Here is a 26,102-nt window from a genome sequence, read left to right on the forward strand (position 1 = left end):
TGCAAGTGTTTTAGCGGTTAACTTAAGCCCGCACCAAGTCACCTAACTCGCTCAGCGATTACACGAAGCCAGGCCATTATGCGGATCCTGAAAAATCCAGTGTGGGCATTTTGTGGGCATGCCATCAACACGGATGCGCATTGATACGGTAATGTGGGCGAGGGCGTCCGGCTTCACCTTTTTGAAATCAAACACTTATAATTGCTGACAGCACTCATAATGCTGGGGTCGGCGGTTCGACTCCGCCCCTTGCTACCAGTATTCTCCGACTTCCTGTCTCCGAAAACTGGTAAATTTGCTACCAATATCAGGAAGTTAATGAGCCCTTCAGGAAACTGTGGGGCTTTTTTATTGCCTGAAGAGTTTTCCTTTTTGCGAGCAAAGCTAGCTGGGGTCCTCATGGGGTCCAATCAGCTTGGATTTTTGCTGGGTTCCTATGGGGCCCAGTATTTGTGATCAAATCTTTTTTGAAACCAAAGGCTTTTTGATTGCAAACAGAGACGCCGTCAGAGCGTCCGGAAAAGATTGGGCTCGCCATCATGCTCTTGAAGTATCGACTCAGCCGCCTTGCGCTGCTCTGGCCCTATCCTGCCCTTTTCCACCAATGAGCCAAGAACACCCCTAACTTGACCTGGCCCATAGATTTCAATGATACAGTCAATGTCAGACGGCACAGACATCCCGAGAACATCTCCGATCAACAGATGACCAGGAACTGCCTCAGGGTACCCAGGCAAATATTCACGACTTAGCCTCAGCTGCGTTCGAGTAATAAACCGGTTAATAGATCTCATGCGGCAAGATAATACTGTATATAAATACAGCACACTACCTACCAAAAACAATGGAGTTGCCTAGTTGGCGGCATTTAATTGTTGGGCCCAACGAGTCCATGCAGCGCCTCATCGGATTCGAAGGATTACCATCGACTGCCAATAGCAGTCCGCCCTTCGTCGGATGCATCACAAACCGCTGCAACCCTCTTTCCGCGATCCTTCATGCCTTTAATCATCTTCTCAAGCTCTGCAGGATCTCGATCAGCGCACTCCGAAACAGTCAGCTGACTCATGAGACCATCACTCAGACTCGTAAGCCGCCTAGGAAGCTCATACAACTTGAGACAAGCGCAACCCTGGATGCTAGACCTCGAAGCAAAAGCGTAGACCAGTCCCTCAGTGACAATGCCCTGCCTCTCGTAATTAAGGAACTGCTCAGCGTATCGCTCTCTCAACCGATTTGATTCTACAAAATCGCTAATTTCCCTGTGCTGATCGCATCGAGTAGCCCACCAACCGGCTGCATCACTAAGACGCCCAGGCGCTCCACAAAAATCGCATGTACGAACTGAGAGAGAGGCAAATATCGTTTCTAGAATCTCCTGCTCATCAGCAGCGCATGGAAGATTGCAGTAGATGCGCAGAGTCCCGAATTTTTCTTTGACCTGACTTATACCAGCAGCTTTGCCAGTCGCTCTTTGCATGTCATCTACAAAACCAAAAAGCTCAAAGATAAGCGGATACCATCCTGGCCCAACTTCCAAGCCAAATCGATTAAAAGAGTTGTCGTCTCTCTGATGCATCAAAAGCGGATAAGAATCAGAAAACTTTTTCATGACACGATCATACATACTCACAGGCAATCCTTTTTCTATAACATTTATTATCACCAGAAAGCCTCTCTGCTATATTTAAACGCATTCGAGCGATAACACACTTTCTCTATTCTAGTTGGATGAGCCTGATTTGAGATCTGAAGACTAAAAGAGCGATAACTGGATCGGCAGAATGTCGATGAAGTGGAGGCACCCCCTTTCAATGCCCTCCCCACTTGCAAAAAAGAGTCATTTTTTATTCTATATATTTTTATAAATATTCTTTTATGATATACTTATTTATCAATACAGGTTCTTGTTTTGCTGCCTGCACAGTAACCTATTGGATTTGAAAGTGGCTGGTTGATTTTGATTTCTTCTCACACATCAAATCTTAGTCTTACCTCCCAGACACGACGCCCCACGGACGGGGCTTTTTTTTGACCACAAACGAATAATCGTTTCGTCTCAATCGATGGGGAACCGTCCTTGGCTATTAGCTGGGTCAGGCGCTTAGCATTCCAGCGAACTCCCTCTCCCTTTCTTCAGTTGCCTGCTTTTGAACTTCCAGCTCCTTTTCAATCCGCTTTCTTTCTTCTCTGGCCTTTTCGGCGTCAATAGACTTCCGGGCACGCTTCTCGATATCAGTGATCAAGATATCCTCTGACTCGACTGCTTCAACCGCTCCCGGGCTGACCTCAACAGCAAAGTATTTGTCCGCAATCTCCGAGAGGTTGTGCTCAATGGTCTTTTTATCTTTCCTGACTTTTTTCGTCAGTGCGCCAACGCTGTAGATTCGCGCAGAGTTGTTCTTTGAAACATTAATCAGCGTATGTCCGAGCGCCTTAAGACAGTCTTTGACGATCTGGACCTTGTTTACCTTGCCGAAGTTCGCAAGTGGGAACACAAGACAGATGAGCGCCATCCCAGCTGATGCTTTGCCGTTCTCAAGGGCTACTGGTTTGAGCAGGTTCTCGAAAGCTTCGTCGGCCTTTTCTTTCGTGATCTCTGACTTCTTCAGGTTGTCGAAATCAACGCCAGCCTCGATCAGGAACTGAGCTGCAACGTCTGCGGCGATATCCATTCTGGAAACTTCAGGGCTGCCTGATACTCGCTTCGCCAGGACCTTGCGGTTAAGCGTGATCTTGTCGATATCCAGTTCAAAGATTTCTTCATATGACTCATCAGAGATCTCTAGCAGCTGAAGGAGGTCAAGAGCCTCGATAGTCCGCGCTGCTTGCTCTTGCGAGTAGGTCTGAGCGTCTTTCTTGCCGAGGTCTACGTCCGCTAACCTTCCGGCTGCGCGAAGGTCAGAGGCTTCCTGAGCGGCTTTTCTACTGATCTCGCGATTGGATACGCGACCAACCTTTTTAGCTTCCCTTCCCTGTTTTACTTTGTCCAGGTCAGCATATTCACGGACGACCTCAAAGCCGAGCTGTTGAGCCGCGATCAGAACAGTCTGCCTGAAATTCCTGAACTGCTGATTTTTGCGGGCGGCGTGATCAGAAAGAAACTTTCCAGACTCTGTCTCATAGAGCGCGACGGTGTCCTTGAACGGATGCTCTGAGGACTTAATGAGGCTCTGGTGAATAATGGTCTGGGCCTCGGTCTGTCTGCGGCTTGGCGTGCCTTGTCTAAAAGACAGGTAGATGGTGTCGGCGCAACGGAAGCGCCTCATAGCCTGTAATTGGGAGATGGGGTTAAGCGTATATCCCGACATCACATACACGCTCTTGAAGCGCTCATCGACAATAGAAGCGCCCGCGTTGATAACCGGGCTGATTAAAGCAACGTCAGCTTTCTCAAGAATGGCAGGGAGGTCGTCGAGGCTCTGTCCGGTCTCTTCGAAATACGCCGAATTGATGCCAATTACTTTTTTGCTCGTTGCCTCTTCCAAAGTTTTAACGATCAAGGAGAAGTCCTCGACATTGTAATCGCAGAAGCCAGCGACCTTTTGACCGGCGATCGCTTCGTCAATCATTTTTGATATTATTTCGGACTCTTTTTTCAAATATATGGTATTTTTATTTTCCTGACCTGCGGTGATGATGCGAGCCTGGGAGCCAGTAATGCTGTAGAGCTTTTCGATTGTCTTGTCCGTGATCGTGGCGTCAGCGACGATAACCTTATCCGATTGCTTAAGCAGGTCAGCAAAAGTATCCATGCCAGCAACGCGCTCCTTGTAGGTCTTGCCAAATGTGCCGCTCGACATGTGATCAAAAAAGTCCTCAATCTCGTCGATGATAACGATCTTTGCCGCTCTCCTCGCTTTCTCGTTTTTGCTCATAACGACAGAGTTGATAACACCGATCAGACCTTTCTTTTCTTCCTTGGACTCACTCTGGTAGTGGTCAGCATGATCAGCCGAAAAGAAATTTGACGCGATCGTGCGTTTTCCTGTGATCATGACCGGGAAAAGGCCTTGCTCCCTTGCGTCGTTGTAGACAGATCTGATGGCTTCGGTCTTTCCAGATCCCATTTTACCGTTCAAAACTATTAGTTTCTGACTAAACGCCAATATTTCTTTATATATGACATTGTATTTTGGTGCGACTTCCGCGGTGTAGAAGGTCGTGTGATACGACTTGATCCGCTGCTCTCTTTCAGCGATTGCCCACTCGATGGTCTTGATGGTCTGCTCGCCCTCTTCGCCCAAACTTTCTCTTAGCTGCTCCAGGTCATCAGAAAAAAAGCTAACTTGCCACGTATCTGCGACAACTCCACCCACAATTTTGCGAGCCTCCGACTGGAGATTAGTACCGTCAGCATACTTGACGAGTAACAGCGCTTTTTCGAGCTTGCTCAGTTTCTCAAACGAGACAATGTCATCTTCGGAAAATGCAATTGCTTTAACGCAAGGGGTCTTAAAGGCCAGCTTGGCCAGTTCGTAATCGCGGTATTCTGCTGATTTATCAGAGGGAGCTTTGAGAGTAACTGAAAGAATCTCGTTTTCGTAATCGACTTCTTGTCTTAACTGCTGGAGTTCCTCTTTGTAATCTTTATCAACAACTACATGTTTAACTAACTTCGACATCTTCTTACCTTCTATTCTGATTAATTTTTCTTCTCACATTTCTATTTTACCACACTTTTCCAACATGGAAGGACACTATATATCCGAATTACAGATAACGTTGTTCGATTTTTTAAAAGCGCAAATCATCCTTCCAGGATTGAAAGTAAATAGAATAAATCAGGGCCTTCTCAGCAGTCATCAACGGGCAGTTTTTTAATGAAAATTATTTTCTTAATATATAAGACTTGAATTCTAAGGAAAAAGTGCCATACCACTGAAAATGCTGCATACAGATCTATCTCCAAGACTTTTTATAGTCACGCCCTTCGGGCTTAAAATCCCCAATGGTGGCTTTCTCCTATTTGCAGATTTTTAAGCATTTAAAAAATTGCAGCCTATCCGCAATGGCGCTCGAGAATACAGAAATATAACCAGCAAAGCTCTTCATATGGCAGGAAAATAAACAAGAACAGCAGGAGCAATCGCTGTTTTCGATAAGAATGGTCAATTTGTGAATACCCAGTATGTGCCCCTTCAGGTCCGATAAGAGCTAATATTTCTAGGCTCCACCTTTCATCTCTGCTTCAGATAGTTGCTACTCGCTCTTACCCCATAGTGGCTCCGTCCACAGAGCTGGAGAAGTAAGGCTCCAATCATTGCGATTGCGTCCGAAGCCATTAAAGTCATCCGTAAAGGCGATCGTACCCGCGTAAAAGCTCATTAACTATACTATTTCGAACAAGAAATTATCCATTTCCTAAAATCAAAGCATGATGACTAAGAGGAGGCGCTCTCTCAGCTTCTAAAGCGACAGTACCCTCAAAAGTCAGAATCTTTTCTCGAGTATGACGACACTGATCTAAAATCGTTAGAGATGGAGCTAGAAGATCTTGTTTGATAAAGTTACCCATGATCAAAAGAGGTTTACATATGACTAAGAAAGAAGAAGTTGCGCTCAAAGTATTCCATGAGATTTGTAAGAATTGGGAAGTTAGCGAAGAAGATAAAGATAGGCTTTTTGGAGATCAGTTGGATTTTGATCGCATATCTAATCTAATGACCATATATAGATACCTTCATACCATTTTGCCTTCGCCAGTTCGTGCTAATGCCTGGCCTCGCAAGCCCAATAAATCATTCAATGGAAAGTCAGCCCTCGAAGCTATGCAAGACGATCCAGAGCGTGTCCGGAAATATTTAGAAAAACACCTCTAATCCGATTTCCCTCAGCAATTTCCTAGGAAATTTCGAGCCAAAAACCCTGTAATTCGCTGTTTTTAGTATCGAAATCGGTTCTTTTATTTTTCGAAAAAATACCGCTTTCCCCATTTATGATTACCGGTAATCAAGCACCACTTTCACCCCGTAACCCGTTGTTTAGTAGTAGGAAAATGCCGTTTCTATTTTTTGCAAAAAATACCTCTTTTACCCAACTTTGTTAACCGGTTAACGCTGACACTTTTTTTGCCGTAAGCCATTGATTTAATGCAACTTAAGGGTTCTTATAATTTTTGCAATAATTAACGATTTTTCCACCATTTGCTAGCTTTTCAGTCAAATGGTTTTATTCAGTAATCGCCGACTTCAGGTGGAATCGAGAGACGATTAAAAGGCCCTGGAAATGGGATATCCCGCTCTATAATTGGCCGCATTTACTGTACCGTTTATTATTTTTTTTACTTTATATGGCTTGTTATTATTTTAAAAACCTATACAATAGGGAAAAAAGCTAATGAATAATCGAAAATTAAACAAAGGAAAATATTATGAAATCACCAGCAACCCAAAAGCTCGCTGACGAAATCACCGAAAATCGAAAAAAAATCGAGCGGCTGGAAAAAGAGAAGAAAGAGCAGTGGGAGAGTTTGGAAAAGTTTAACAAATGGCCCAAGAACCTTGGTCATTCGTAACTATTCAGCAGGTTCGCGCTTACCAGCCCGCAACTCCCCTGGTTTAATGCCTAACCAACGTGTCAGCGCGCAATAGATCTGACCCTCAGCCTCAATAGATCTCATGGACGTCCTCATCTTTAGGGCATCCTCCATACTGATACCTGTGCTCTATAGTTGTTGGTCACGCCGCCTTCAATTGGCCGCAGACGCCATGTTGGGGCGTCTTTCGTCACGTCTGCGTTATAGGCTAGTTTGGAGCGATATGGGAAATCGGTCCTTTTCACGCATTAATTACAGTTGTCATATTTTAAAAAGGGTTGTGACATCAATTCCGTCTACCTCGTCTGCACCGAGCTGAAGATCTAGCGCGTGAATTACCCTGTCAGCCATCTCATCTTTGTAGTTTTTGTCACCATCGTGGTTGAGCCTTCGGTTAATCGCACCTGCGATTAGATCGGCAAGCTGAACCATAGGGCTTTTTCGCGACGATACGGACTCCAGAGTGCCCAACAACATCTCACCACTAAATCTATCTTCAAAATGGGAGTTAACCCTGCGTTTAACCTCAGCGAGTGTAATTGCATCCAAAGACTGCTCCTCGTCCAAAGTTACGTTGATAGTTTGAGGTGGGCTAATGCGATGGTGCTCGACTTCGTGCTCCAAGCCATTTAGGAGCATATGCTCGTGCAGCTTTTCTACAACATCTTCAATTTTTCGCTTTGTGCGACTGCGCTCTACTGCTATGGCCTTAAAGCTTAAGAACTCACGATTTGCCTGGATTATGTTCAGGTATTCGGCGAGCGTGTCACTGTCTCTTTTGCCAAATTTTGTGAAGTGAATTTCTCTGTTGGCCCACAGTGATGAGCTTTGCCAGTCCAAGATACTTTTGCTTATTGTATACACAGCGCGTCCTGTGAGAACCCAAACTGAGGCCACAATGACATAGTTTTGGTTCTTACCAGTTTCGTCGGCAAAGACGGTAATCACCTTCCGAGGGCTGGCGTCTTTCAGAACCTCGTCCTGCATTTCCTCTTCACGTTTCTTTCGAAACTTTTTCACAGGTGAGTCAGAGGTAAAGAGCCCATATTCATTTTGAATTTTCGCTCTCGCGCGCACAATGTAGTGCAACCTTTCTAGTTTAAAAAGGTCTTTCGGGAGAATGCCCGATTCGTTATAAATATCAGGCTGAAAGGTTTCCCAGTACTTTATTGATAGAGTGATATCGCTGTTGCGGGCCTGCGGGTATAGGTTCAGAATGTAGGCGACTTTTGTCTTCAGCGTGGAGAAATCACCTCCGGCCAACGATGCCAAAAGCTCTTTCTTTTCTTTTTCCAGCTTTGCCAGCTTTGCTTCTCGCTCAGCCTGCTCTTCCTCGCTGGGCATATCGTTTTTTTCTTCATTTTCTTCTTCCCACATGCCTACATCCCTACCTGACTGTTATGCCCTGTAACCGCAACTAGATCAAAACCTACTTAACTGCGCATCGCGGACATCCTCGCTATTCAGCACGAACGCAGAATCAAAATTCGATCCAATCGATTTAAAACATAACGTTAGTTTAGGTATGCCATTAGTGCACTAAAAATCCTGAGAGAATTCCAGCGTCTCCGGAGCCCGAGAGGTGGGGTTTAAAGGACCAAAAAAGTCTGCGCTTACCAGGCTCCGGCCAGCCGCAGATCGTCCGCTTTATAAACAGAAGCGAACATTCGCACCGTGTCTTGCAACCCTATTTCCCTGTCCCCGCGACGGACCGAAATTTATCCTTGCGATCTTATAAACTCGGGCCAGAAACCTCGTTTTCATTTGGCAACTAGTCTGGCGTTAAAGTCCTTTGCTTTTCTGGAAGTCTAATGGAAATGCCCAGCCGTACGCCAAATTCACTGACTCTAATTAGCCAGTCGCTGCACATACTTTGACAAGGCAACTCTGTAGGTGGATGTTTCAAATTGGAAAAGCTGTTGTGGTTTTGATCTGACTAGCTAAACCTGACGGGATAAAGCCGCGTGCAAACTCTTCACAATACCCGTAGTCCGAATTTTGTTTTGGATTGACCCCTAACGGCCTGAAAAGTAGGCTGTATTGGGACTGTAAAGCGGTTCCGAACGAGGTGCTGGCGTTACGCTTTAAAAAGAATTCAAACTAATAAGCTGTTAAGACTCGGGTTGGTATCTATGGAATTTCATGCTTTCAAGAAGGTCAGGGACGAGTTTCAGGATCATGCCAAGACGCTGACTGAGGCTTGGCAGGACACTGGAAAACCTGTCAACGCACGCTTTCCGAGGGGATATATCCGGTCCTATTCTGAACTTCGCCCTCGTTGGCCCTATCTGGATGATGCGCACAAGACACTGGTATGTCAGGTGCTCCAACTTTGTGATGTTAACCGCTGGAATCTATTCATCTGGGACTTATCTGGTCCTGCTGGGGCTGCATCGGTCTGGCATGCCACCTTACCGGTTGTCGCAGTGATGGAAGTTCTCTGTCGCGAATTCATTAAAAAGAAAGGCCTGAGGCCAAAACAGAAGAACTTCTTTAGCTACATTGAGTTGTTGAAGGCAAATAAAATTATCAACGAAGCGCTCGCAGACAAAATACACCGTCTACGACGGTACCGGAATATAGTGCATTTGAACGCAGATGAGACACCAGAAATTGAGGGTAATGGTCTGCCGGTGCATTGGAATCAAGCTTGTCGGGCACTTCAAGAACTCGAAGATTGCCTAACCAAGAACTTTTAATTCGTCGAACACCTCCGACGCACAGAAGAGTGCCGGTGCACTTCGTCTTAGCTACGAGAATAGCGCGAGATGATACCTTTGAATGTCAATCACTTTTCTGATGACTGATTATCAAGCTCATGAAATACTAAATCTTCAGATTACAACCTGTTGTGTTGTTCGGCGCGGGCCAGGGAAGCAGGGGGCGTGATGATTGCTGGAATAACAACGGAGAATACCGAACTTGCAACTGTGTGCAGGATCGAAATATTCACTGATGAGTTGAAGGCCGAAATCAGAAATAGATTGGCGGCCATATGTCATGGCAAAGACAAGGTCGAGGCCGGGAGTATAATTGCGTCATACAGAGAAACGCTGAAAGTGTTTCTAGATATCTACGCCAAAAAGTCCGAGGATACCCGAAAGGGAATGATAGGAGAGTTACTAACTCACATTCTCCTGCTTAAGGAATTCCCCGATTATGAATCCGCTAACCCATACTTCAATATGGAAGAGGCAAGCATAAAAAAAGGCTTTGATCTCATTGTCTTCGACCAAACTTGTAATGAGTTGAAAATTGTCGAAGTGAAATCTGGTGGTGCGGGACCGCATGGTTCTGATAGAGCGAATAAGGCGCTATTAAACACAGCGAAAAATGATTTGAAAGGAAGGTTAAACGACAACAAAATCCACATCTGGATGAATGCGATTAATGGAGCAAAAATTGCACTATCTGATGGAAAAATTAAAAACGAAATAAATCGCATATTGGAAGAGTGTTACATGGAAGTCGCTGATAAGTCTCCAGATAGCAAATCTAAGCGCGTAATACTAGTTTCCGTACTATATAAAACATGCGCTGATCCGATATCCATTGACGCAACGCATGAGAAAGCTGAAAAGATCATAAATGAGGAATTATTTAAAGAAGCGATCGTCTTTTCGATTCAAAAAGAAACCTGGGAGCATATCGTTGCATTCCTTGAGCAGGAGGCAGCAGAGTGAGTTCGATATCTCTTAAGACACTTCGTAATACCAACCTTTCAAAATTGTACTTTAAACTCTTGCGACGAGAAGATCTCGATAACCGGGAGCAAGAGGCAATACTTAAGATCGCGTTGCTGCTTTTAAATGCTGGCGATGAAAATTGTCAAGAGCTTGGGTACAGGATTGTCGTTCTGTATTCCAATCATTTTTCTGATTACAAACCTTTATATGATATTGCTATTAATAAGGGGTTTATACCAGTCGCTAAATCCATTGAAAAAGTGGAGGCATTATCCCACCATTTCCAGAACGATTTTTTCTCTCTGTTCCTGTCGAGTTTTTCAGAGACCTACCGATCTAATGGAATTTATCAAACTTCAGAGCAAGCCAGCCTGTCGCGCTATTTTTCGGAAGAAGCGGATCGCGGTGTTGCGGTTGTCGCTCCGACATCGTATGGAAAGTCTGAGTTGTTCGTGCGCTTTTGTAACAGTAATGCTGGCAAAACGATAGCAATTATCGTTCCAACAAAAGCACTCTTGTCTCAGATGAAACGCCGAGTTCTCCACGGTTCTGACGAGCTGAATCTTGATCGAAAAATTATCACGCATCCTGAGATGTATAACGAAGGAGATAGAGGGTTTATTGCTATTCTGACCCAAGAGCGGCTGTTACGAATTCTTCAAGATGATGCTGCTTTGGTCTTTGACTATGTCTTTGTAGATGAGGCGCACAACCTCCTTTCTGGTGACAGTCGAAATACACTTTTAGCAAAGGTAATCACTTTGTTGGGGCGACGAAGTAAGGATACGTCGTTTAGTTTCCTTACTCCATTCCTTGTGAATTCCCGAAACCTCCACACGCGATTTGTAGACCCCAGTTTTTCGGAGTTCCGTATCGGCGAGCACTTAAAGACGGAACGCTATTATGCTATTGATCTTAGGGATGATGGCGACCGACTGCTCAAGCTTTACGATCAGTATATGAATGAATTTACGGTGCTGGGTGCCTCGCATAAAGAAAATGAAGTGCAGTTCTTGCAGGAGAACTCCGGAAACAAAAATATTGTCTATTTGAACTCTCCTCCGCGGCTTGAAAAACTCGCGGCCATGTTGTCGGCTCAAGAGTCGCCGATTGATTCCGATGAGTTGGATGCTGTCTGTGAGGATATTTCAGAATTTCTCCATCGCGACTATGGCTTGCTTGACTGTCTGAGAAAGGGAGTGATTTACCACCACGGTTCTGTTCCAGATGTTGTTAAGCTTTTCATAGAAGAGCTTTATTCGGTTGTCCCAAGTATCAGATATATTGTATCTAGCTCGACCTTACTTGAAGGAGTGAACATTCCTGCGGAAAAACTTTTCTTGTTGGAGTGTAAGAAAGGACGATCTAACCTAACGGCGTCTCAATTCAAGAATCTGGTGGGTCGAGTATGTCGTTTCGGTGAAATATTTAATGATTCTGAAGGCTCTCTGTATTTATTGGAGCCTGAGATATATGTTGTTGCCTCCAGATACGTTCATCGAAATGCTAATGTAGAGAATTTTCTAAGAGAGCGAGTAAAGGTCGATAAGAAAATTAAAGATGAGCTGAAAAATGTTTTACTCGAAAATACCGAGATAACGGATAAGAACGTGGGAGATTTGGAAAAAGCAGTTGAGGTATTGGAAAACCTCTCCCCTGGAGTAACCGGCAGGGAAATTAAGTATGTTGAAACGCTTGTTGGTAAGACCTGCTACCTAAACAACATAATTGAATTTCCGATCTTGGATTGTGAATTTGAGATTTCAGCGTATTTGGACGGAGTGCGCGTGGACCAGCATTTGATTGATGGGCTCGAAGAACTTTTGGATGTTATTCATCATGGATTCATTGACCATATTCCCGATGACAGCTATAGAAATCTTCAGCGTTTAAGAGAGGCGTCAGCTAAACGTTTTTATCGAATGTTTCTTTCGTGGCGTATGCGGAACGCGTCTTTTAATGAGATGATCAAGCGTTTTCTGGATTACTGGGCGGAGATACCCGACCCGTTAGTTTATGTTGATAAATGGGGTGATACGTCACGTGATGGAAGCTACAGTGAGAGCTGGGTCAACATTAGCGAGAAATCCCATAAGGAACGTGTGAAACTAGCAATAGTTCGGATTAAGGAAGAGCAAGATTTTTTAGATAATCAGATAATGAAGTTTGTCGAAATATTGAATGACCTTGAGATGCTTGATGAAGATTTTTACAAAAAAATCAAATATGGGACAGCTGACGAAAAGAAAATTACTATGATGAAAAATGGGTTCAGTGCCGGACTCGCCTCACTCTTATTGCAAAAATATTCTAACTACGTTGAGGTTGATTCTGCGGCAAATATTGTTAATCTCAGAGCTGAAGTCCAAGAGATTATGAAGAGAAATAACGAGAGCCGAATCTTTATATTCGAGGCAGGATTCAATACGCGCGGATAATCACAATGAGCTTCGTAAATTACCAAAAACCAAGAGAATATCAAGATTCGAAATCTTGCCAGATTTCAATGGCAGTAGTTAATTGTCCATGCAAACTACTGCATGCGGAAAAATTACTCGCTACGCTCGAAATTTTCCGGTGAGCGCTGCTTTATCACCCAACCCGAATGTCCGCTTTGCGACCAACTTAGAATATTTCCGTTTAGCGGATCCGGTGGAGCATCATTTAGAAAAGTACGCTTGTTCTCAGGAAGCGGCCAACTTATTGTAACGATAGCTGAAACCTTTGTAGTGTCCTTACCGGCAGTCTAGAGTCCAAGGCTGTCACCCTTCTGAAGTCTTGCCATTTTTTTAACGTGGGCAGCGTGGATAGCCAGATCAGCGAACAGGTTCTGCAAGGTGAGAAGCTCATCAATGCCGCTCTTGCTGCTTGAGTCCATGGCTATTGATGGAGTGAGCGGAGCCCCCATGGTCCTTACCCTTGCGCTTTTTGGCTTGCTACTTTTCTCTTCAGCTCCTCTTGCTTCCTTTGCCTCAATCGCTGATCGTGGGCCGCCAATTTCCGGCTTGCGTCCATCGACTCGCTGTATAGCCGCTGTTTTGATGCACGCTGAAATATCTCTCGTTTGCTCATATTTGATACCTTCTGATTTTTTTCCTGTAAACTTCATAGTGTGAGTTGCGCTGTCGAACTTCACTCCGGTCAGAGCGGAAAAAGTCAGCCTTGTTGATTTGAGCTTTGAGCCTGCCGCAGAGCGGCCCTCCATTGCGAAGCTGATTCCGGTTGGAAAGCCTTGCTCGTTGATGTTCACTAATGGGTCAACGCCCACGGCTCGGACGTTATCTAGAAACTCGGTGAAGGTCCTGCCCTGGCTCCTCTCGACCGCTGCGCTTAGTCTTGCAATGATGCGGGTCTTCCAAGGGGGCTGGGACTCCCCTGTCTTTTCGAAGCGATTAATCGTGCCTTCAAATTCTTCTCGCGTTAAGTCCGAGCCCCATGTCATATCAGGTGATGGCGTCACGCTCAGACCATATTTCTGCTCAAGCTCACGCATAACCTCCATGCCGCGAGCATGGTCACTAGCGTCATCAACAAGCTTGTAGGGTTGCGGCTTATTGCCCTTTCCGCCCTTCTCTCTAGCCTGCTTCCTTTCCATCGTTTGGGGGTTGTTTTGGACTCTGCATGCGACTATGTGTATGTGCTGATGACTCTTTTCATCGTGCAGTGCGCAAGTCCATTTTGTATCCAATCCATACCCCATGCCGGACATGTAGATCTTTGCAACGTCTTTCCACCGAGCATTGGTCAGCTTTTCGTTCGCGGGCAAGGAAATGACGTAGTGAGCGAAGCGGCTTTCTGATCGCTGGTTCTTTTCTGCGAGATAGTCAAATTCCGCTTCCATGGCGTCGGTGTTGATCTCTTCGACGATGCCGTCAGGCCCCCTCTTGATAGGGTCTGGAGACATGCCTTGGGTATGGATGTGCTGCACACAATCGACGACGTCGTGCTCGTGTCCGTCGCCGCGAAAAACGTATCTGAGAGTTTTTCCGCTGCTGTTTCTGTAAGCCATTTTTTTATGAATCATTTTGAGTTTCTCTCTATTTTATTTGTTATTGTAAATAGCTTGAGCTGCGTTATTGATTGCGGCCTTGATCCGGGCAATGCCTGATGCCTGCTCCTCATCCAGCTCATCTTCCAGCTCGGTCAGGTAGGCGTGAAGGATCGTCAGGTAATGCTCAATCGTAACCAGAACACCGTTGCCCTTAACCTGAGCTTTATCAGACAAAACCAAGCCTCTTACAAAGGAGGAAGGATCCCCTGTCCATGAGGACTCTCTAATGATCTTAAGGAGCCTCTTTTTCTCTGCCACGTTTAGCCGAAGCATTAAAGTCGCTTCACGTTTTTCCACTGGATCTTTGCACGGTCTTCCGCCATATCTTTTTTTCTTTTTAGGTAGTACTTCAGCTACCTGGTTTTCATCTTCAATATTCATATACACCTCGCTGTATTATTTTTTTAGCGCAGAACCCGGAGGGTATGAGCACCCAGCGTTTCAATTGCGACAAACCGGAACGGGTTTGGAGTAACTTGAAACATAGCTGGCCTTTCTTTTTTCTTATCAATTTCAGTGTATCAAAGTCATATCAATCTCAATCGATAAACACCCATTTATTTCAAATAAATTAGTGACATAGAATGCGACACATATATTATTAAAAAAATAACGGAATAATGAGATAAAACACTTAAAAATATGCAAAAGCTAATTATCTTTCTGGTGAATTTTTTGAGCAGTAAAAAAACAAGAAACGACGATATCCTGAACTTTTTCACTTTATTATATGTACAATGCAACTAATTTATCTGATCAGTAGTATTACGACACAAGCACGCAATTAATTAATAAGAGAAAAGTAATGAATGTAATAAAAACGTGGTACCGCTGACCGGAATAAGTATTTCGTTTATTTGCTATAGACAATGCTTCTATATAAAGTAAATGGCACATTTTTTGACGGAGTGATGCGCGAGATGGCCAAAAGCTACACTGAACATGAGCACAAGATTGCATACGCATCAAAAGCTTGGCGTCACTACCAGTGGATATGCTCTGACGAATATGCGCAGCACGAGGAGGACCGACATATTCTCATCGCTGGAGGCAACTACACCGGAAGACCTCCAGTGCCACTTCAGAAACAAAAAGACCGAGCCCTGCATAGATACGAAATCGCCCTTAACGAGCTTCGGGAGTACGAGCGAGATAAGCACCTCAAACACATGCCGGAAGAGGAGATAAAAATATTTGTCAAAGCCAAGGGGCACGACAAAAAAGGTCGAAAGCGCGGTGGTCGAGCCATAGCTTTGCAAAAATACGTTCGTCGAATTCAGAGACAAGTTGAAGAGACGAAGAAAGCTCCCGATAGTGAGTTCAAACCTAGTGAAGGCCGGGGCCGACCAAAGATGAGCAGGGAGCAGAAGATAAAGCACTTTGAGCAGCTTATTCAGAAGGCCAAGAAAGAGCTTTCTGATGAGCATGAAAAGATGGATGACAAGGATCGCATCTGGCATGAGATGCACGATCACAAATCAGATAGACGACAACTCCGTCTTGCGGTGAGCGATCCAGAAAACCCACAGAGCGAGCGAATTTGGGAACAGTACGGCACGATCGATGCGATCATGGAAGCCCTCGTAGACATCAATGCCAAAATTAGCCATCAAGAGGCTTTGATAAAGATGCTAGATGCCGGGATGTCTTTACCCAACGAGGCGCAAAGCAAGGATCTCGATAGCCCAGAAAGGCTTGAAGAGTACAGACGAGCACTCGACCACATGATTAAAGAGCAGGTTAAAATCCAACAGCTCGAAGAGAAAGCTAAAGAGCTAGGGATTGATGTAAAAAAACTCAAAGACTTAATGTAGTCCCCTTCGCCTTCGGCTCAGGGCAGAGCCCAGGGTTACTGCTTGCTTTGGAGCTTTTCTGAGCAAAATAGTGAAGCCTCTTTTAGAGTTGGGTCACTCAATAAAACCGACTTAGTGCTACCAAAATATGGCGACCTTAGCGTCAGATCGCTTTGTGAAAATGCTTCGACTTCCAATTTCGTCCCGTCTTGAATATGGATTTGGGCTGAGCTGTACTTGATCCTCTGTAATACGTCTGCAGATCCATACGAATAGCAGAACAAACCGTATCCATCCTGCTCCCACCTCATACTGACGAGATAAGGTCCCATGTTGCCAGACCACAGCCCTACCATTTCTTTTGGTATAGTCTCTGGCTTCACTTGCACGAAGTTATTGTTTTGCATGTGATCGAGTGGCGTTTGGCAGCCGACAACGAGTAACGCACAAGTAAATCCAGCAACAGTCTTCAAAGTTTTCATGAAAATCCTTTTCGGTATTGCCCGTAGGCCTACCAATCATCCTGCTTGTCGTTAGCCATGTATGACTGATAAGACTTTGCAGTCTGCTCCAAGTCACGCTTCATGATCTCATAGGCCTCGCGGTAACTGGGGTCAATGCCAGCCACATCGCCCATCCGGAGAGGCTGGAAATTAGAAAACTGCAAGCGAGTTTTTCCATCTTTCACGTCGATGCCAAGATTATATTTGTAATGCCGCTCAAACAGACTCCACACTGCGGATCCAACACCTGTACCTTTTAACGTGCCGGTTTCTTGATCATCAAATGTAATTACCGCTTCTGCTGAATTGTAGGTTTCCGCCACCCAAAGACGCGACCTACTGTAAAGGTCATCCGCATCTTCACCAGGGAACTCATAAATGTAGGTGATGGGTTTCGATAGCTCTGATTGCGGAGTCTGTTCAAAACTCGCACACCCAGAGAGGAAAACAGCGGACAGCAGGGGTGCAATAATTACTCGCAGATTAAACACGCTTAACCCTTCCTTGTCGTTTATTTCGGTACAGCCTAGCGCCCCACAGCCTCAAGGGCAATCGATCATCCAATCTGAATAAAAACAATACCCCTGGCGCTCCCCGAAGTATTCGTTTTATCCAAAAACTCTGGAAACGGCCTCTTTACGATGATCATGTGTGAGATGCGCATATATGAGCGTCTGACTGATGTCTTCATGCCCCATCAGCTCTCTGATCGTGTTGAGATCAACACCGCCCAAAGCAAGGCGACTGGCGAAAGTGTGCCTGAAGTCATAGGGTCGAAAATTTGAGATCTTCGCAGCCTTGATGGCGCGAGTAACTGCGCGAGGCAATCGATCCATGACGCCTCCCATCTTACCTGGGAAGACTAGGCTGGTCTGCTGGCCATCCTTTGAGCGCTGCCATCGCTTTATCACCTGAACAGCTTCGCTGCTTAGTGGAATATGTCTCGTCCTTCCTGATTTTGCTATCGCACCTCTGACCGTCACAGTCCTATGTCGGAGGTCGATGTCTGGCCATTCAATCTCCAAAAGCTCCTCTGGCCTAAGCCCCGTTTGGATCGCAAGCATGACGAGCGGGTAGATGTGGTCGCTGTAGACCTGCTCCGTGATTTCTGGCTTTAGCTTGTAGCCACGATCTCTCAGGAATTTATTGTGGTTCTCTCTACCCTGCCTGGCATCCGCTTCTCGGGCTTCCAAAACGGCCCTGAGTCGCTGCTCTTCTGCATCTGACAAGAAGCGAACCTTTTCCCTAGTATCCACTTTAAGTTGCTTCCATCCCTTTAACGGATTGGTTTTGATAACTTCATGCTCTGCGGCTTTGCTCAAGACAGACATAAGGATAGCGATGTCTTTGTTTATGGTTCGTGGACTAATCCCGGATTCAAGTCGCTGCTGTCTCCACTTACCAACCATTGCAAGATCAATCTTTGATAGCGACAGCTTGTACCAACCGCCAAAATGCAGCTCCAGTCTGCTGATGTCCTCTTCCGCACGCTTTCGCTCTGCCTTTCTCCAAGGCGTCCAGACGTCTTTTATAAAGGTGCCAAGCTGTCGCACCCTCTCAACTTCTGCTTTCCTTTTTGTTGCCTTCTTCTCAGCATTCAGGTCTTTACCATGAGCAACTTCACCCGATTTTTTTCGAGCCACTTCACGTGCATCTGACAGTGAGACAGAGTCAGCAGGCCCAATTCTGTACTTGCTACGTCTCCCGCTCGTGTCCTTATAGTCGAGATAGTAGACCTTTCCCCCAGTAGACCCGACTCGGATCAAGAGCCCTGGCAAAATTTCATCTCTGAAATCATACCGCTTTCCAGTGACCTCTAACTTATCGACGATTTTCTGCGTAAGTTTTGCCTTCATAGTTTCCCTTACCTTTCTGGGGTCCACATGGGGTCCATTTTATTCAACATTTCGGGAATAACCACCTCTATTTTTGCGAGCAAAAGAAATATTGGGATCAATCAGAAAAAGAGAGGGGAAGCGCATTGCAGGGAAATAGAGGGAAGCCTACCCAATACTGTGTAGCGTCATTTAATTGCGACCAAAAATAACTTATTTCATTGATTGCAATACTAAAAATTGGGAGGCAGGACGCCGACCGACTACAACTCCGAGCTTCGATCTGAGAGCTGTGCGATGCTCTGAATTCAGAGAATAACGCCAAAAATCGATATGAAAAGCGAAATGGCAAGGTAGCTCAGTTGGTTAGAGCACAGCACTCATAATGCTGGGGTCGGCGGTTCGACTCCGCCCCTTGCTACCAGTATTCGAAAAGGGCCACGGCTAACATCGTGGCCCTTTTTTTGATAGTCCCGCCCTGAAGTCGCTGCCAACTTCCACAACTATCCCTGCAAATGATGAAGCCCTGACGAAGCGGTCGGTCAAAGCCCTGGCTATTGCCGAGATACCGGTGCCTGAGCTGGCCCTGATGCCTCTTCATATATTTATCGCTGATACCAGGAATGACTCCTTCCTCGAACAAGTCATCAAAGCATTTATCAAAGTCCCGCGAGACCGTTTGATCCCTAAAAACCATTTTATAGGGAGACGGATCAAAAATTGGTGCAAAGCGAAAGACGTCATCTTGTGAGGGCCAGACTTCCCCCCCCGGGATGCTTTCTGGACTTGTCAGCCAGTGACTTTGAAGACCGAAATTCGGCCCTTCATTTCTGACGCGAGCTTTGCAAGTTCGTCACTGGCCTCGGAGGATTGCTTTGAGCCGGAAAAGTTCTGGCTAGCCAACTCGACGATGTGAGTGAGGTTTCCGCTCACTTGTTCTGCGGCCACAGACTGCTCTTCCGAGGCGCTGGCGATCTGCTCACCCATTTGATGAATATGGTCAATGGCATCACCGATTGAGTTAACCGCTTCCGCAACCTCTTCACTCAATGACCGACTATTCTCCACCTGCGCCAGACCAGACTGCATCGCAGTTACTGTTTCCTTACTCTCTACGATCAGGCTGTCGATGACACTGGCGATCTCGGCAGTTGAGGCCTGGGTTCTCTGTGCCAACGACCTGACTTCGTCTGACACAACAGAAAAACCGCGACCGTGTTCGCCCGCCCTGGCTGCCTCGATCGCCGCGTTTAGTGCCAAGAGATTGGTCTGTTCCGCAATGCCGTTGATGACTTCCGTGACTTTCTGGATGTTTGCCGTTTTGGTTTCAAGTAATTCGATCTTCTCTGCAATCCTCTGCATTACCTCAGACAACCGATGCAGGGCCTCACGACCTTGCTCACCTTTAACGCGTCCCTGTACGCCCATTTCCTTGGCAGATCGAGCTGCGGACTGCGCTTCCTCTGCACTTCGGGCTACATCCGATGAGGCAGCGCTCATCTGATTCATCGCCGTCGCAACCTGGTCAGTCTGCTCTGACTGTGATTCGATATTTTTCAATGTGCTCGCATTGATGGACGACAACTCCTCAGAGGCGGTAGCCACTTCATCGGAAACGCCCAATAGACGGCTAATCACCTGCTCAAACTCGTTCAGCATGTGATTCAATGCCTCGCCCAGCTGCGCCAGCTCGTCCGACCCCTCAACTTTCAGGCGACGACTCAAGTCCGACTGCTCTGACACCTCTTTCATAACCGCAACGGCCGAATAAATCGGTCGTGTAATTGAAGCGATGATCAAAAGACTTGCAAGCAGCGTGAATACGACAGCGGCAAGCGCTACGCCCGGATATAAAACCTTCACCTGTTCATACAAGTTCCCCACCGATTCCCGTTCTTGCGCCGCAACGTCCAGCTGCAAATTGATCAACTCTCCGATCTTGGCTGTTACCGGATCGATAACCTGATATAGAGGACCATCGATTTCATCGAGCTGCCCCTTCGCATCCGCGGGAGCGTTTTTCAAAACGCTCTTGGCTTTACTGATCGCTTTATCTGCTTCCCGGAACAATGACTCAGCTTCCGCAACCAGCCTTTCCTCTTTCTCTGTCAGAAACGTCGAGGTATAGGTTTTCCAGCCCCGCTCGACGGCTGCCTCTGCCTTGACGACCTGAGCGTGGGCCTCATCAGGGCTGATAATGCCCGAGTTGGCCTTGTTTATTGCATCTATGACCAATACTGCATAGTCGTCTGATATGTTCTTGAGGTCCTTAAGCGGAACCACGCGGTCGTTATAGATACTGGATACGCCCTGATTTATTTCGGAAAACACATTCAGGGCGTATATGGAAAGGCCGCCGATGACAGAAAGAGGGATGAATACGAGAACTGCGAGACGCAACTTCAAAGAAAAATTGCTCAGTGCCTTCATGGGACAAGAATCCGGGTGCTCGAAATCCGTTTCGGTGAATCAAATTTAGAATTTTATACAATCAAAGGCGACATATTTTAATGAATTTACCGCGTGTTTCAGCAATATTTTGTAAACCTGGCCATCGAAAGGCTCTGTTCAGCCCGTGGTTTTCGTGAAAACGCTATTGCTGGCAAAGACACATGCGCACTCTCTTGATACACGTTGTCGCACCAGGTCCCCGTTCTGCTTATCCTGTTATAGTGCCCCCAAAATTGACTGCAAATTCCATTTTCTTGGACAACTGCCCCTCTGAGGACGACCTCATTGAATGAGGGCTTTTATGCGGGACGACCCGCTTTAGTGAATCGGGATAATGAGAACCACCAAAGACAGAATCCGGCAGGCAATCTCCTTCGAAGCCATCGGCATTATGTTTTCCGTTCCCCTGGCAGCCTTTACCTTCGACTTTGATCTAGGTAAAACTGGTGCTCTGGGTATCGTAGGTGCAAGCCTGGCAACCATCTGGAACTATGTGTTCAATCTAGTGTTTGACCTCGGGCTGAAAAAGCTCAATGACTCTACCCAAAAATCCCTCAGGACACGGCTCCTGCATGCGATCAGTTTTGAGTTAGGTCTGATGGTGATGTTCCTGCCGATTATTGCTTGGTGGATGGGGATCGGATTAGTCGACGCACTGATTGTCGATCTCGCCTTCATCGTCTTTTACCTGGTGTACACGTTCGTTTTCACCTGGTCTTATGACACGATTTTCCCGGACCCTGATGGCAAAGATGAACAGGTTACTGCGGATTCTGGATGAAGCGACGAGGAATCCGCCTGTTGGGCGGTTGTGGAATCCCTGAATTTCCGGCCCGCGACAACTAGAAGGCTTGTGTAACCATGCTATTCTGAAAAGGTAGCCATCAATTCCTGTGGCGATCTTTGGTCGTAAGCCATGTTCGACAGCCTCCCCTCACAGCTTCGAACGATCGTGTTCGATATCTTTGGTATAGCGCTGGCCACCCCTGTCATTCTTCTGTTTGGCGGAATAACTGTTGCCCAGGCTTTCCTGTTTGCCGTTTCGGCAACAGTCTCTGCAAGGGTCTGGGATTACATCTACGAGCCAATATGGGGGCAAAATGCGAAAGATGCCTGGCAACGTTCGAAGAAAGGATGGATCAGCCGATTCATGAATTACCTGGGATTCGAAACAATCACCTTTTTGATGCTTATACCCTTGGCTCAGCACTTGCTCGGAATGCCCCTCATTCCCGCAATACTTTGCAGTTCACTGATGATCTTTTTATATGTTCTTTACTGGGCGGTTGTCGGCTGGGCTTTCCATTACCAGGACTGAGGCGATAATCCACACCCTCGAAACATTCCCCCTCAAGATCGGCAAGCCATGGTGCTGTTTGGAGGCGTGAAACGAAACCCGGAATACACTAAGCTCCGTCTTTTGTTTGCAGGAATTGTCCATGTCCGAACCAAGCATTGTTGCAGGTCTCTCCCTCGATCGGCTTGAGAATATCACCCGTCATATCGATGAGAATTACATCCGCCCAGGTAAGCTTCCCTGTGCGGTTACACTGGTTGCACGCCAAGGCAAAGTGGTTTGGACCAGGGCACAGGGCCTTATGGATGTGGAGCGCAACAAGCTGGCACAAAGGGACACCATTTTCCGCATTTACTCCATGACCAAACCGGTCACGTCCATCGCCATGATGCAGCTCTATGAGCAAGGCCGCTTCTTGTTGGATGACCCCGTGCACAAATACATTCCGGCCTGGAAAAATCTGCGAATTCTCAAGTCCGGTAGCTGGCCAAACTTTGAAACTGAGCCGTCGGCCACCACCATGACCATCCGGGACCTGTTTACTCACATGTCGGGCCTGACTTACGGGTTCCTGAACCGGACCAACCTGGATGCCGCCTACCGGGAACTGAAGCTGGACGGAGGCGGGCACCTCACTCTCAACAAATTGATAGAGCGGCTGAGTGAACTGCCCCTCGAGTTTTCCCCGGGCACCGCCTGGAACTATTCGGTTTCCACCGATGTATTGGGATACCTGGTCCAACTGCTGGCTGATAAACCCCTGGACGAGTATTTTCAGGAGCACATCTTCGGTCCACTAGGCATGGAAGATACCGGCTTTCAGGTGCGGGAAGATCAATTGGCGCGCTTTGCCGCCTGCTACCTGCACCAGCCCGGCGACACCATGAAGCTGCAGGATGATCCGGAGCGGTCCCGATACCTGAGAACCCCCTCCTTCCTTTCCGGCGGGGGTGGCCTGGTGTCAACAGTGGACGATTACTACTGTTTCGCACAGGCACTGTGCCAAGGCGGCGAATTCCGCGGGCAGCGCATCATCGGTCGCAAAACTCTGGAATTCATGAGACGTAATCATCTGCCTGGAAACCAGGATCTGCCTGCGCTCTCCATTGGCGCATTCAGCGAGACACCCTATGAGGGAAGTGGATTCGGCCTGGGCTTTTCAGTGAAAACCGACGTTGCGAGGTCCCTCACCAACGGTTCGGAGGGCGAATATGGCTGGGGCGGCCTTGCCAGCACTAATTTCTTCGTGGACCCAGAAGAGGATATGGTGGTCATATTCATGACCCAGTTGATGCCATCCTCATCCTACGCCGTGCGCCAGGAACTCCGAGCACTGGTCCACGGCGCTCTGGTCTGATACCGAAGGCTACTGATGGAGCCCCGGTACCCGGACAGTTTTCGATTCGGGACCTGTCCTACCGCCCCTTTCTCTGTGGCATACTGCGAAATACAACCAATAACACAAATGACCTTTTGGCAAGGATGTTGAGATGAAACTTGAGACACTGGCCCTGCACGCAGGCTTTAAAGGCGACCCGACGACTCACGCGGCAACCACCCCGATCTACCAGACCACCTCTTACACCTTCGATGACACCCAGCACGGTGCCGATCTGTTTGATCTGAAGGTCCAAGGCAATATCTATACCCGCATCATGAACCCGACCAACGGTGTTCTTGAAGAACGGATGGCGCAACTGGAAGGCGGCGTTGGTGCGCTGGCACTGGCATCAGGCATGGCGGCCATTACCTATGCCCTGCAGACCATCTGCAAAGTGGGCAACAACATCGTCAGCACCAGCCAGCTCTATGGCGGCACCTACAACCTGTTTGCCCACTCCCTGCCCAACCAGGGCATTGACTGCCGCATGGTTCCCCATGACGACTTCGATGCCGTTGAGAAAGCGATCGATGACAACACTCGAGCGTTGTTCTGTGAGTCTATCGGTAATCCCGCAGGCAATGTGGTGGACATTGAACGCTGGGCAGATATCGCACACAAGCACGGCATCCCGCTGATTGTTGATAACACCGTGGCCACACCTTTCCTGTGCCGCCCATTCGAACATGGCGCCGATATTGTTGTGCACTCGCTGACCAAGTACATTGGAGGGCATGGCACCACAGTTGCTGGCATCGTGGTGGACTCCGGAAAATTCGACTGGAAAGCCAGTGCCGACAAATTCCCGATGCTGAACGAGCCCGACCCTTCCTATCACGGTGTGGTGTATACGGAAGCCCTCGGCCCTGCTGCCTTTATCGGCCGCTGCCGTGTCGTTCCCCTGCGCAACACCGGTGCCGCCCTGTCACCGTTCAACTCGTTCCTGATCATGCAGGGGCTGGAGACGCTGTCACTGCGAATGGAGCGTCATTGCTCCAACGCCGAAAAAGTCGCGAATTTCCTGCACGACCACCCGTCCGTTGAATGGGTAAATTACGCGGCACTGGCCAACAGCCCTTACAAGGCAACCTGCGACAAAATCTGTGGCGGCAAGGCCTCCGGCATTCTCAGTTTCGGCATCAAAGGTGGCCGGGACGCCGGCGCGAAATTCATTGATGCGCTGCAATTGATCTATCGCCTGGTAAACATTGGCGACGCCAAGTCCCTGGCGTGCCACCCGGCCACAACTACCCACCGCCAGCTGAGCCCGGAAGAGCTGAAGAGCGCGGGTGTGAGTGAAGACCTGGTGCGCCTGTCCATTGGCATTGAACACGTGGATGACATCATTGCCGATGTCACCCAGGCACTGGACGCAGCCAAGGCCTGACGAGTGTCAACCGGGTGCGACGAAAGTCGTGCCCGGTATCCCCGTGATTGCCCTTACCCGCCTTGTATCTACCCTTCCGCCCCTTTACTCTTTACAGTTCCCCGAGATTTAACGAGAGTCCTGTTCAAATGAGCGACAGTGCAAAACCCCGTGTTACCAGTGGATCCAAATTCCGCAACGAGCATGGTTTTTCAGCCATCAAGGATGGCATCAAGCGATCATCCAGCGGAGGTAAGGAAGCCGGCAAGGTAGAGCGCAAGCCAAAGTGGCTGAGGGCGCGCATGCCCGGGGGCGAGCGATACGAGGCGGTACGCAAGAATGTCAGCGAACATCGCCTGAGCACCGTCTGTCAGGAATCCCATTGCCCCAATATCGGGGAATGCTGGACCGCCGGCACTGCCACCATCATGGTAATGGGCTCGGTGTGCACCCGGGCCTGCAAGTTCTGCGCGGTGGACACCGGCAACCCGAAAGGCTGGCTGGATCACGAAGAACCGGAAAATACCGCCAAGTCCGTTGAGTTAATGGGCCTGCGCTACATCGTATTGACCTCTGTAGACCGTGACGACCTGGATGACGGCGGCGCGGCCCATTATGCCGCCTGCGTATCCGCGATCAAGCAGCGCACTCCGGAAGTGGCCGTTGAAGCCCTCACTCCGGATTTTGATGCCGTAATGCCTCACGTTGAAAAAGTGGTGGATTCCGGCCTGGATGTGTTTGCCCAGAACGTGGAAACGGTCAAACGCCTCACCAGTCGGGTACGGGACCCGCGTGCCGGTTACGAAAAAACCCTGAGCGTGCTGGAGCATGCGAAAAAGCACCGTCCGGACGTGCTCACCAAAACCAGCCTGATGCTGGGTCTCGGCGAAACCGAGGAAGAAATTCTCGAAACCATGGATGACCTGCGCGCCATTGGCGTAGATATCCTTACCCTTGGCCAGTACCTGCGCCCCACCCCGAATCACCTGCCCGTGGAAAGCTACGTTACTCCGGAAGAGTTCAACCGTTATCGCGAGATCGGTCTGGAGAAAGGCTTCATGGAAGTGCCTTCAGGCCCCATGGTTCGATCGAGTTACCGTGCGGACAAGGTATTTGATCAAAACAACCTGGGCCTCGCTGTGCCGGAGGTACCACCCACCTCCAACGCCATGCAGATCCCGGTGAAGGCCATCGACTGAGA

The 26,102-nt window shown here is 47.7% G+C and carries 20 protein-coding genes and 2 tRNA genes; 13 read left to right on the forward strand and 9 right to left on the reverse strand.

The features are described 5' to 3' along the window. The first annotated feature begins 156 nt into the window (after positions 1 to 156). Positions 157 to 258 (forward strand) — tRNA-OTHER (locus BKP64_RS19320). 661 nt (positions 259 to 919) lie between these two features. Here the strand turns inward: BKP64_RS19320 and BKP64_RS11035 are convergent. Both BKP64_RS11035 and BKP64_RS11040 read right to left on the reverse strand, forming a co-directional pair. Then, on the reverse strand, positions 920 to 1,627 hold the full coding sequence (locus BKP64_RS11035) for a hypothetical protein (RefSeq protein WP_070969819.1): 708 nt from the start codon (positions 1,625 to 1,627) through the stop codon (positions 920 to 922). Positions 1,628 to 2,096: 469 nt separating this feature from the next. After that, a complete protein-coding gene (locus BKP64_RS11040) occupies positions 2,097 to 4,625 on the reverse strand; it encodes an AAA family ATPase (protein WP_070969822.1) in 2,529 nt (842 codons plus the stop codon). Positions 4,626 to 5,537: 912 nt separating this feature from the next. Here BKP64_RS11040 and BKP64_RS11045 point away from each other — a divergent pair. Further along, complete coding sequence (locus tag BKP64_RS11045; protein WP_070969825.1) at positions 5,538 to 5,822, forward strand: MbcA/ParS/Xre antitoxin family protein; 285 nt, start codon at positions 5,538 to 5,540, stop codon at positions 5,820 to 5,822. Positions 5,823 to 6,373: 551 nt separating this feature from the next. Next, complete coding sequence (locus BKP64_RS19325) at positions 6,374 to 6,517, forward strand: hypothetical protein (RefSeq protein WP_157755424.1); 144 nt, start codon at positions 6,374 to 6,376, stop codon at positions 6,515 to 6,517. Between the two features lie 282 nt (positions 6,518 to 6,799). On the opposite strand, the gene BKP64_RS11050 is transcribed toward BKP64_RS19325, so the two are convergent. Beyond that, positions 6,800 to 7,915 carry a DUF3800 domain-containing protein gene (locus BKP64_RS11050; protein WP_083329207.1) on the reverse strand — a complete coding sequence of 372 codons (1,116 nt, stop codon included), beginning with the start codon at positions 7,913 to 7,915 and terminating at the stop codon, positions 6,800 to 6,802. A gap of 755 nt (positions 7,916 to 8,670) precedes the next feature. On the opposite strand from BKP64_RS11050, the gene BKP64_RS11055 reads away from it, so the two are divergent. The 3 genes from BKP64_RS11055 (at position 8,671) to BKP64_RS11065 (ending at position 12,662) form a co-directional block, all read left to right on the forward strand. Continuing rightward, complete coding sequence (locus tag BKP64_RS11055; protein WP_008937328.1) at positions 8,671 to 9,237, forward strand: hypothetical protein; 567 nt, start codon at positions 8,671 to 8,673, stop codon at positions 9,235 to 9,237. 189 nt (positions 9,238 to 9,426) lie between these two features. Beyond that, positions 9,427 to 10,221, forward strand: coding sequence for a Hachiman antiphage defense system protein HamA (locus BKP64_RS11060; RefSeq protein WP_070969828.1), 795 nt, complete (start codon positions 9,427 to 9,429; stop codon positions 10,219 to 10,221). Beyond that, complete coding sequence (locus tag BKP64_RS11065) at positions 10,218 to 12,662, forward strand: DEAD/DEAH box helicase (RefSeq protein WP_070969831.1); 2,445 nt, start codon at positions 10,218 to 10,220, stop codon at positions 12,660 to 12,662. Before BKP64_RS11060 ends, BKP64_RS11065 begins: the two co-directional genes overlap by 4 nt. Before the next feature lie 308 nt (positions 12,663 to 12,970). Here BKP64_RS11065 and BKP64_RS11070 read toward each other — a convergent pair whose 3' ends face one another. Continuing rightward, a complete protein-coding gene (locus BKP64_RS11070) occupies positions 12,971 to 14,248 on the reverse strand; it encodes a relaxase/mobilization nuclease domain-containing protein (protein ID WP_070969834.1) in 1,278 nt (425 codons plus the stop codon). Between the two features lie 18 nt (positions 14,249 to 14,266). After that, on the reverse strand, positions 14,267 to 14,656 hold the full coding sequence (locus BKP64_RS19330) for a hypothetical protein (RefSeq protein ID WP_157755426.1): 390 nt from the start codon (positions 14,654 to 14,656) through the stop codon (positions 14,267 to 14,269). 539 nt (positions 14,657 to 15,195) lie between these two features. Between BKP64_RS19330 and BKP64_RS11080 the strand changes: the two genes are divergently transcribed. Then, entirely contained in the window at positions 15,196 to 16,089 is an 894-nt protein-coding gene (locus tag BKP64_RS11080) for a hypothetical protein (RefSeq protein ID WP_157755427.1), read from the forward strand. 35 nt (positions 16,090 to 16,124) lie between these two features. Here BKP64_RS11080 and BKP64_RS11085 read toward each other — a convergent pair whose 3' ends face one another. From BKP64_RS11085 to BKP64_RS11095, 3 genes are all read right to left on the reverse strand, one after another. Beyond that, complete coding sequence (locus BKP64_RS11085; RefSeq protein WP_070969843.1) at positions 16,125 to 16,550, reverse strand: J517_1871 family lipoprotein; 426 nt, start codon at positions 16,548 to 16,550, stop codon at positions 16,125 to 16,127. A 29-nt stretch (positions 16,551 to 16,579) separates the two neighbouring features. Beyond that, positions 16,580 to 17,062 (reverse strand): DUF4468 domain-containing protein, encoded by a 483-nt coding sequence (locus BKP64_RS11090; protein ID WP_070969846.1) that lies wholly within the window; start codon positions 17,060 to 17,062, stop codon positions 16,580 to 16,582. Positions 17,063 to 17,179: 117 nt separating this feature from the next. Beyond that, positions 17,180 to 18,427, reverse strand: coding sequence for a site-specific integrase (locus BKP64_RS11095; protein WP_070969849.1), 1,248 nt, complete (start codon positions 18,425 to 18,427; stop codon positions 17,180 to 17,182). 326 nt (positions 18,428 to 18,753) lie between these two features. Between BKP64_RS11095 and BKP64_RS11100 the strand changes: the two genes are divergently transcribed. Further along, positions 18,754 to 18,830: transfer RNA gene (locus tag BKP64_RS11100), tRNA-Met, on the forward strand. Positions 18,831 to 19,195: 365 nt separating this feature from the next. On the opposite strand, the gene BKP64_RS11110 is transcribed toward BKP64_RS11100, so the two are convergent. Continuing rightward, positions 19,196 to 20,836 (reverse strand): methyl-accepting chemotaxis protein, encoded by a 1,641-nt coding sequence (locus tag BKP64_RS11110; protein WP_070969854.1) that lies wholly within the window; start codon positions 20,834 to 20,836, stop codon positions 19,196 to 19,198. A 355-nt stretch (positions 20,837 to 21,191) separates the two neighbouring features. Here BKP64_RS11110 and BKP64_RS11115 point away from each other — a divergent pair, with 355 nt between their 5' ends. The 5 genes from BKP64_RS11115 (at position 21,192) to lipA (ending at position 26,100) form a co-directional block, all read left to right on the forward strand. Beyond that, positions 21,192 to 21,638: a PACE efflux transporter gene (locus BKP64_RS11115; RefSeq protein WP_070969857.1), complete on the forward strand. Its 447-nt coding sequence runs from the start codon at positions 21,192 to 21,194 to the stop codon at positions 21,636 to 21,638. Positions 21,639 to 21,773: 135 nt separating this feature from the next. After that, positions 21,774 to 22,175, forward strand: a complete 402-nt coding sequence (locus BKP64_RS11120) for a PACE efflux transporter (RefSeq protein WP_070969860.1) — start codon at positions 21,774 to 21,776, stop codon at positions 22,173 to 22,175. Between the two features lie 121 nt (positions 22,176 to 22,296). Next, entirely contained in the window at positions 22,297 to 23,511 is a 1,215-nt protein-coding gene (locus BKP64_RS11125; RefSeq protein WP_070969863.1) for a serine hydrolase domain-containing protein, read from the forward strand. Positions 23,512 to 23,644: 133 nt separating this feature from the next. Further along, positions 23,645 to 24,922, forward strand: coding sequence for an O-acetylhomoserine aminocarboxypropyltransferase/cysteine synthase family protein (locus BKP64_RS11130; protein ID WP_070969865.1), 1,278 nt, complete (start codon positions 23,645 to 23,647; stop codon positions 24,920 to 24,922). Between the two features lie 128 nt (positions 24,923 to 25,050). After that, positions 25,051 to 26,100 (forward strand): lipoyl synthase, encoded by a 1,050-nt coding sequence (lipA, locus tag BKP64_RS11135; protein ID WP_070969867.1) that lies wholly within the window; start codon positions 25,051 to 25,053, stop codon positions 26,098 to 26,100. Positions 26,101 to 26,102 lie beyond the last annotated feature (2 nt).

The organism is Marinobacter salinus (assembly GCF_001854125.1).
GTDB lineage: Bacteria > Pseudomonadota > Gammaproteobacteria > Pseudomonadales > Oleiphilaceae > Marinobacter > Marinobacter salinus.

Coding starts and splice junctions, on each gene's coding strand:
- BKP64_RS11035 (WP_070969819.1), bottom strand. CDS start 1,627: ATGTATGATCGTGTCATGAAAAAGTTTTCTGATTCTTATCCGCTTTTG.
- BKP64_RS11040 (WP_070969822.1), bottom strand. CDS start 4,625: ATGTCGAAGTTAGTTAAACATGTAGTTGTTGATAAAGATTACAAAGAG.
- BKP64_RS11045 (WP_070969825.1), top strand. CDS start 5,538: ATGACTAAGAAAGAAGAAGTTGCGCTCAAAGTATTCCATGAGATTTGT.
- BKP64_RS19325 (WP_157755424.1), top strand. CDS start 6,374: ATGAAATCACCAGCAACCCAAAAGCTCGCTGACGAAATCACCGAAAAT.
- BKP64_RS11050 (WP_083329207.1), bottom strand. CDS start 7,915: ATGTGGGAAGAAGAAAATGAAGAAAAAAACGATATGCCCAGCGAGGAA.
- BKP64_RS11055 (WP_008937328.1), top strand. CDS start 8,671: ATGGAATTTCATGCTTTCAAGAAGGTCAGGGACGAGTTTCAGGATCAT.
- BKP64_RS11060 (WP_070969828.1), top strand. CDS start 9,427: ATGATTGCTGGAATAACAACGGAGAATACCGAACTTGCAACTGTGTGC.
- BKP64_RS11070 (WP_070969834.1), bottom strand. CDS start 14,248: ATGATTCATAAAAAAATGGCTTACAGAAACAGCAGCGGAAAAACTCTC.
- BKP64_RS19330 (WP_157755426.1), bottom strand. CDS start 14,656: ATGAATATTGAAGATGAAAACCAGGTAGCTGAAGTACTACCTAAAAAG.
- BKP64_RS11080 (WP_157755427.1), top strand. CDS start 15,196: ATGGCCAAAAGCTACACTGAACATGAGCACAAGATTGCATACGCATCA.
- BKP64_RS11085 (WP_070969843.1), bottom strand. CDS start 16,550: ATGAAAACTTTGAAGACTGTTGCTGGATTTACTTGTGCGTTACTCGTT.
- BKP64_RS11095 (WP_070969849.1), bottom strand. CDS start 18,427: ATGAAGGCAAAACTTACGCAGAAAATCGTCGATAAGTTAGAGGTCACT.
- BKP64_RS11110 (WP_070969854.1), bottom strand. CDS start 20,836: ATGAAGGCACTGAGCAATTTTTCTTTGAAGTTGCGTCTCGCAGTTCTC.
- BKP64_RS11115 (WP_070969857.1), top strand. CDS start 21,192: ATGAGAACCACCAAAGACAGAATCCGGCAGGCAATCTCCTTCGAAGCC.
- BKP64_RS11120 (WP_070969860.1), top strand. CDS start 21,774: ATGTTCGACAGCCTCCCCTCACAGCTTCGAACGATCGTGTTCGATATC.
- BKP64_RS11125 (WP_070969863.1), top strand. CDS start 22,297: ATGTCCGAACCAAGCATTGTTGCAGGTCTCTCCCTCGATCGGCTTGAG.
- BKP64_RS11130 (WP_070969865.1), top strand. CDS start 23,645: ATGAAACTTGAGACACTGGCCCTGCACGCAGGCTTTAAAGGCGACCCG.
- lipA (WP_070969867.1), top strand. CDS start 25,051: ATGAGCGACAGTGCAAAACCCCGTGTTACCAGTGGATCCAAATTCCGC.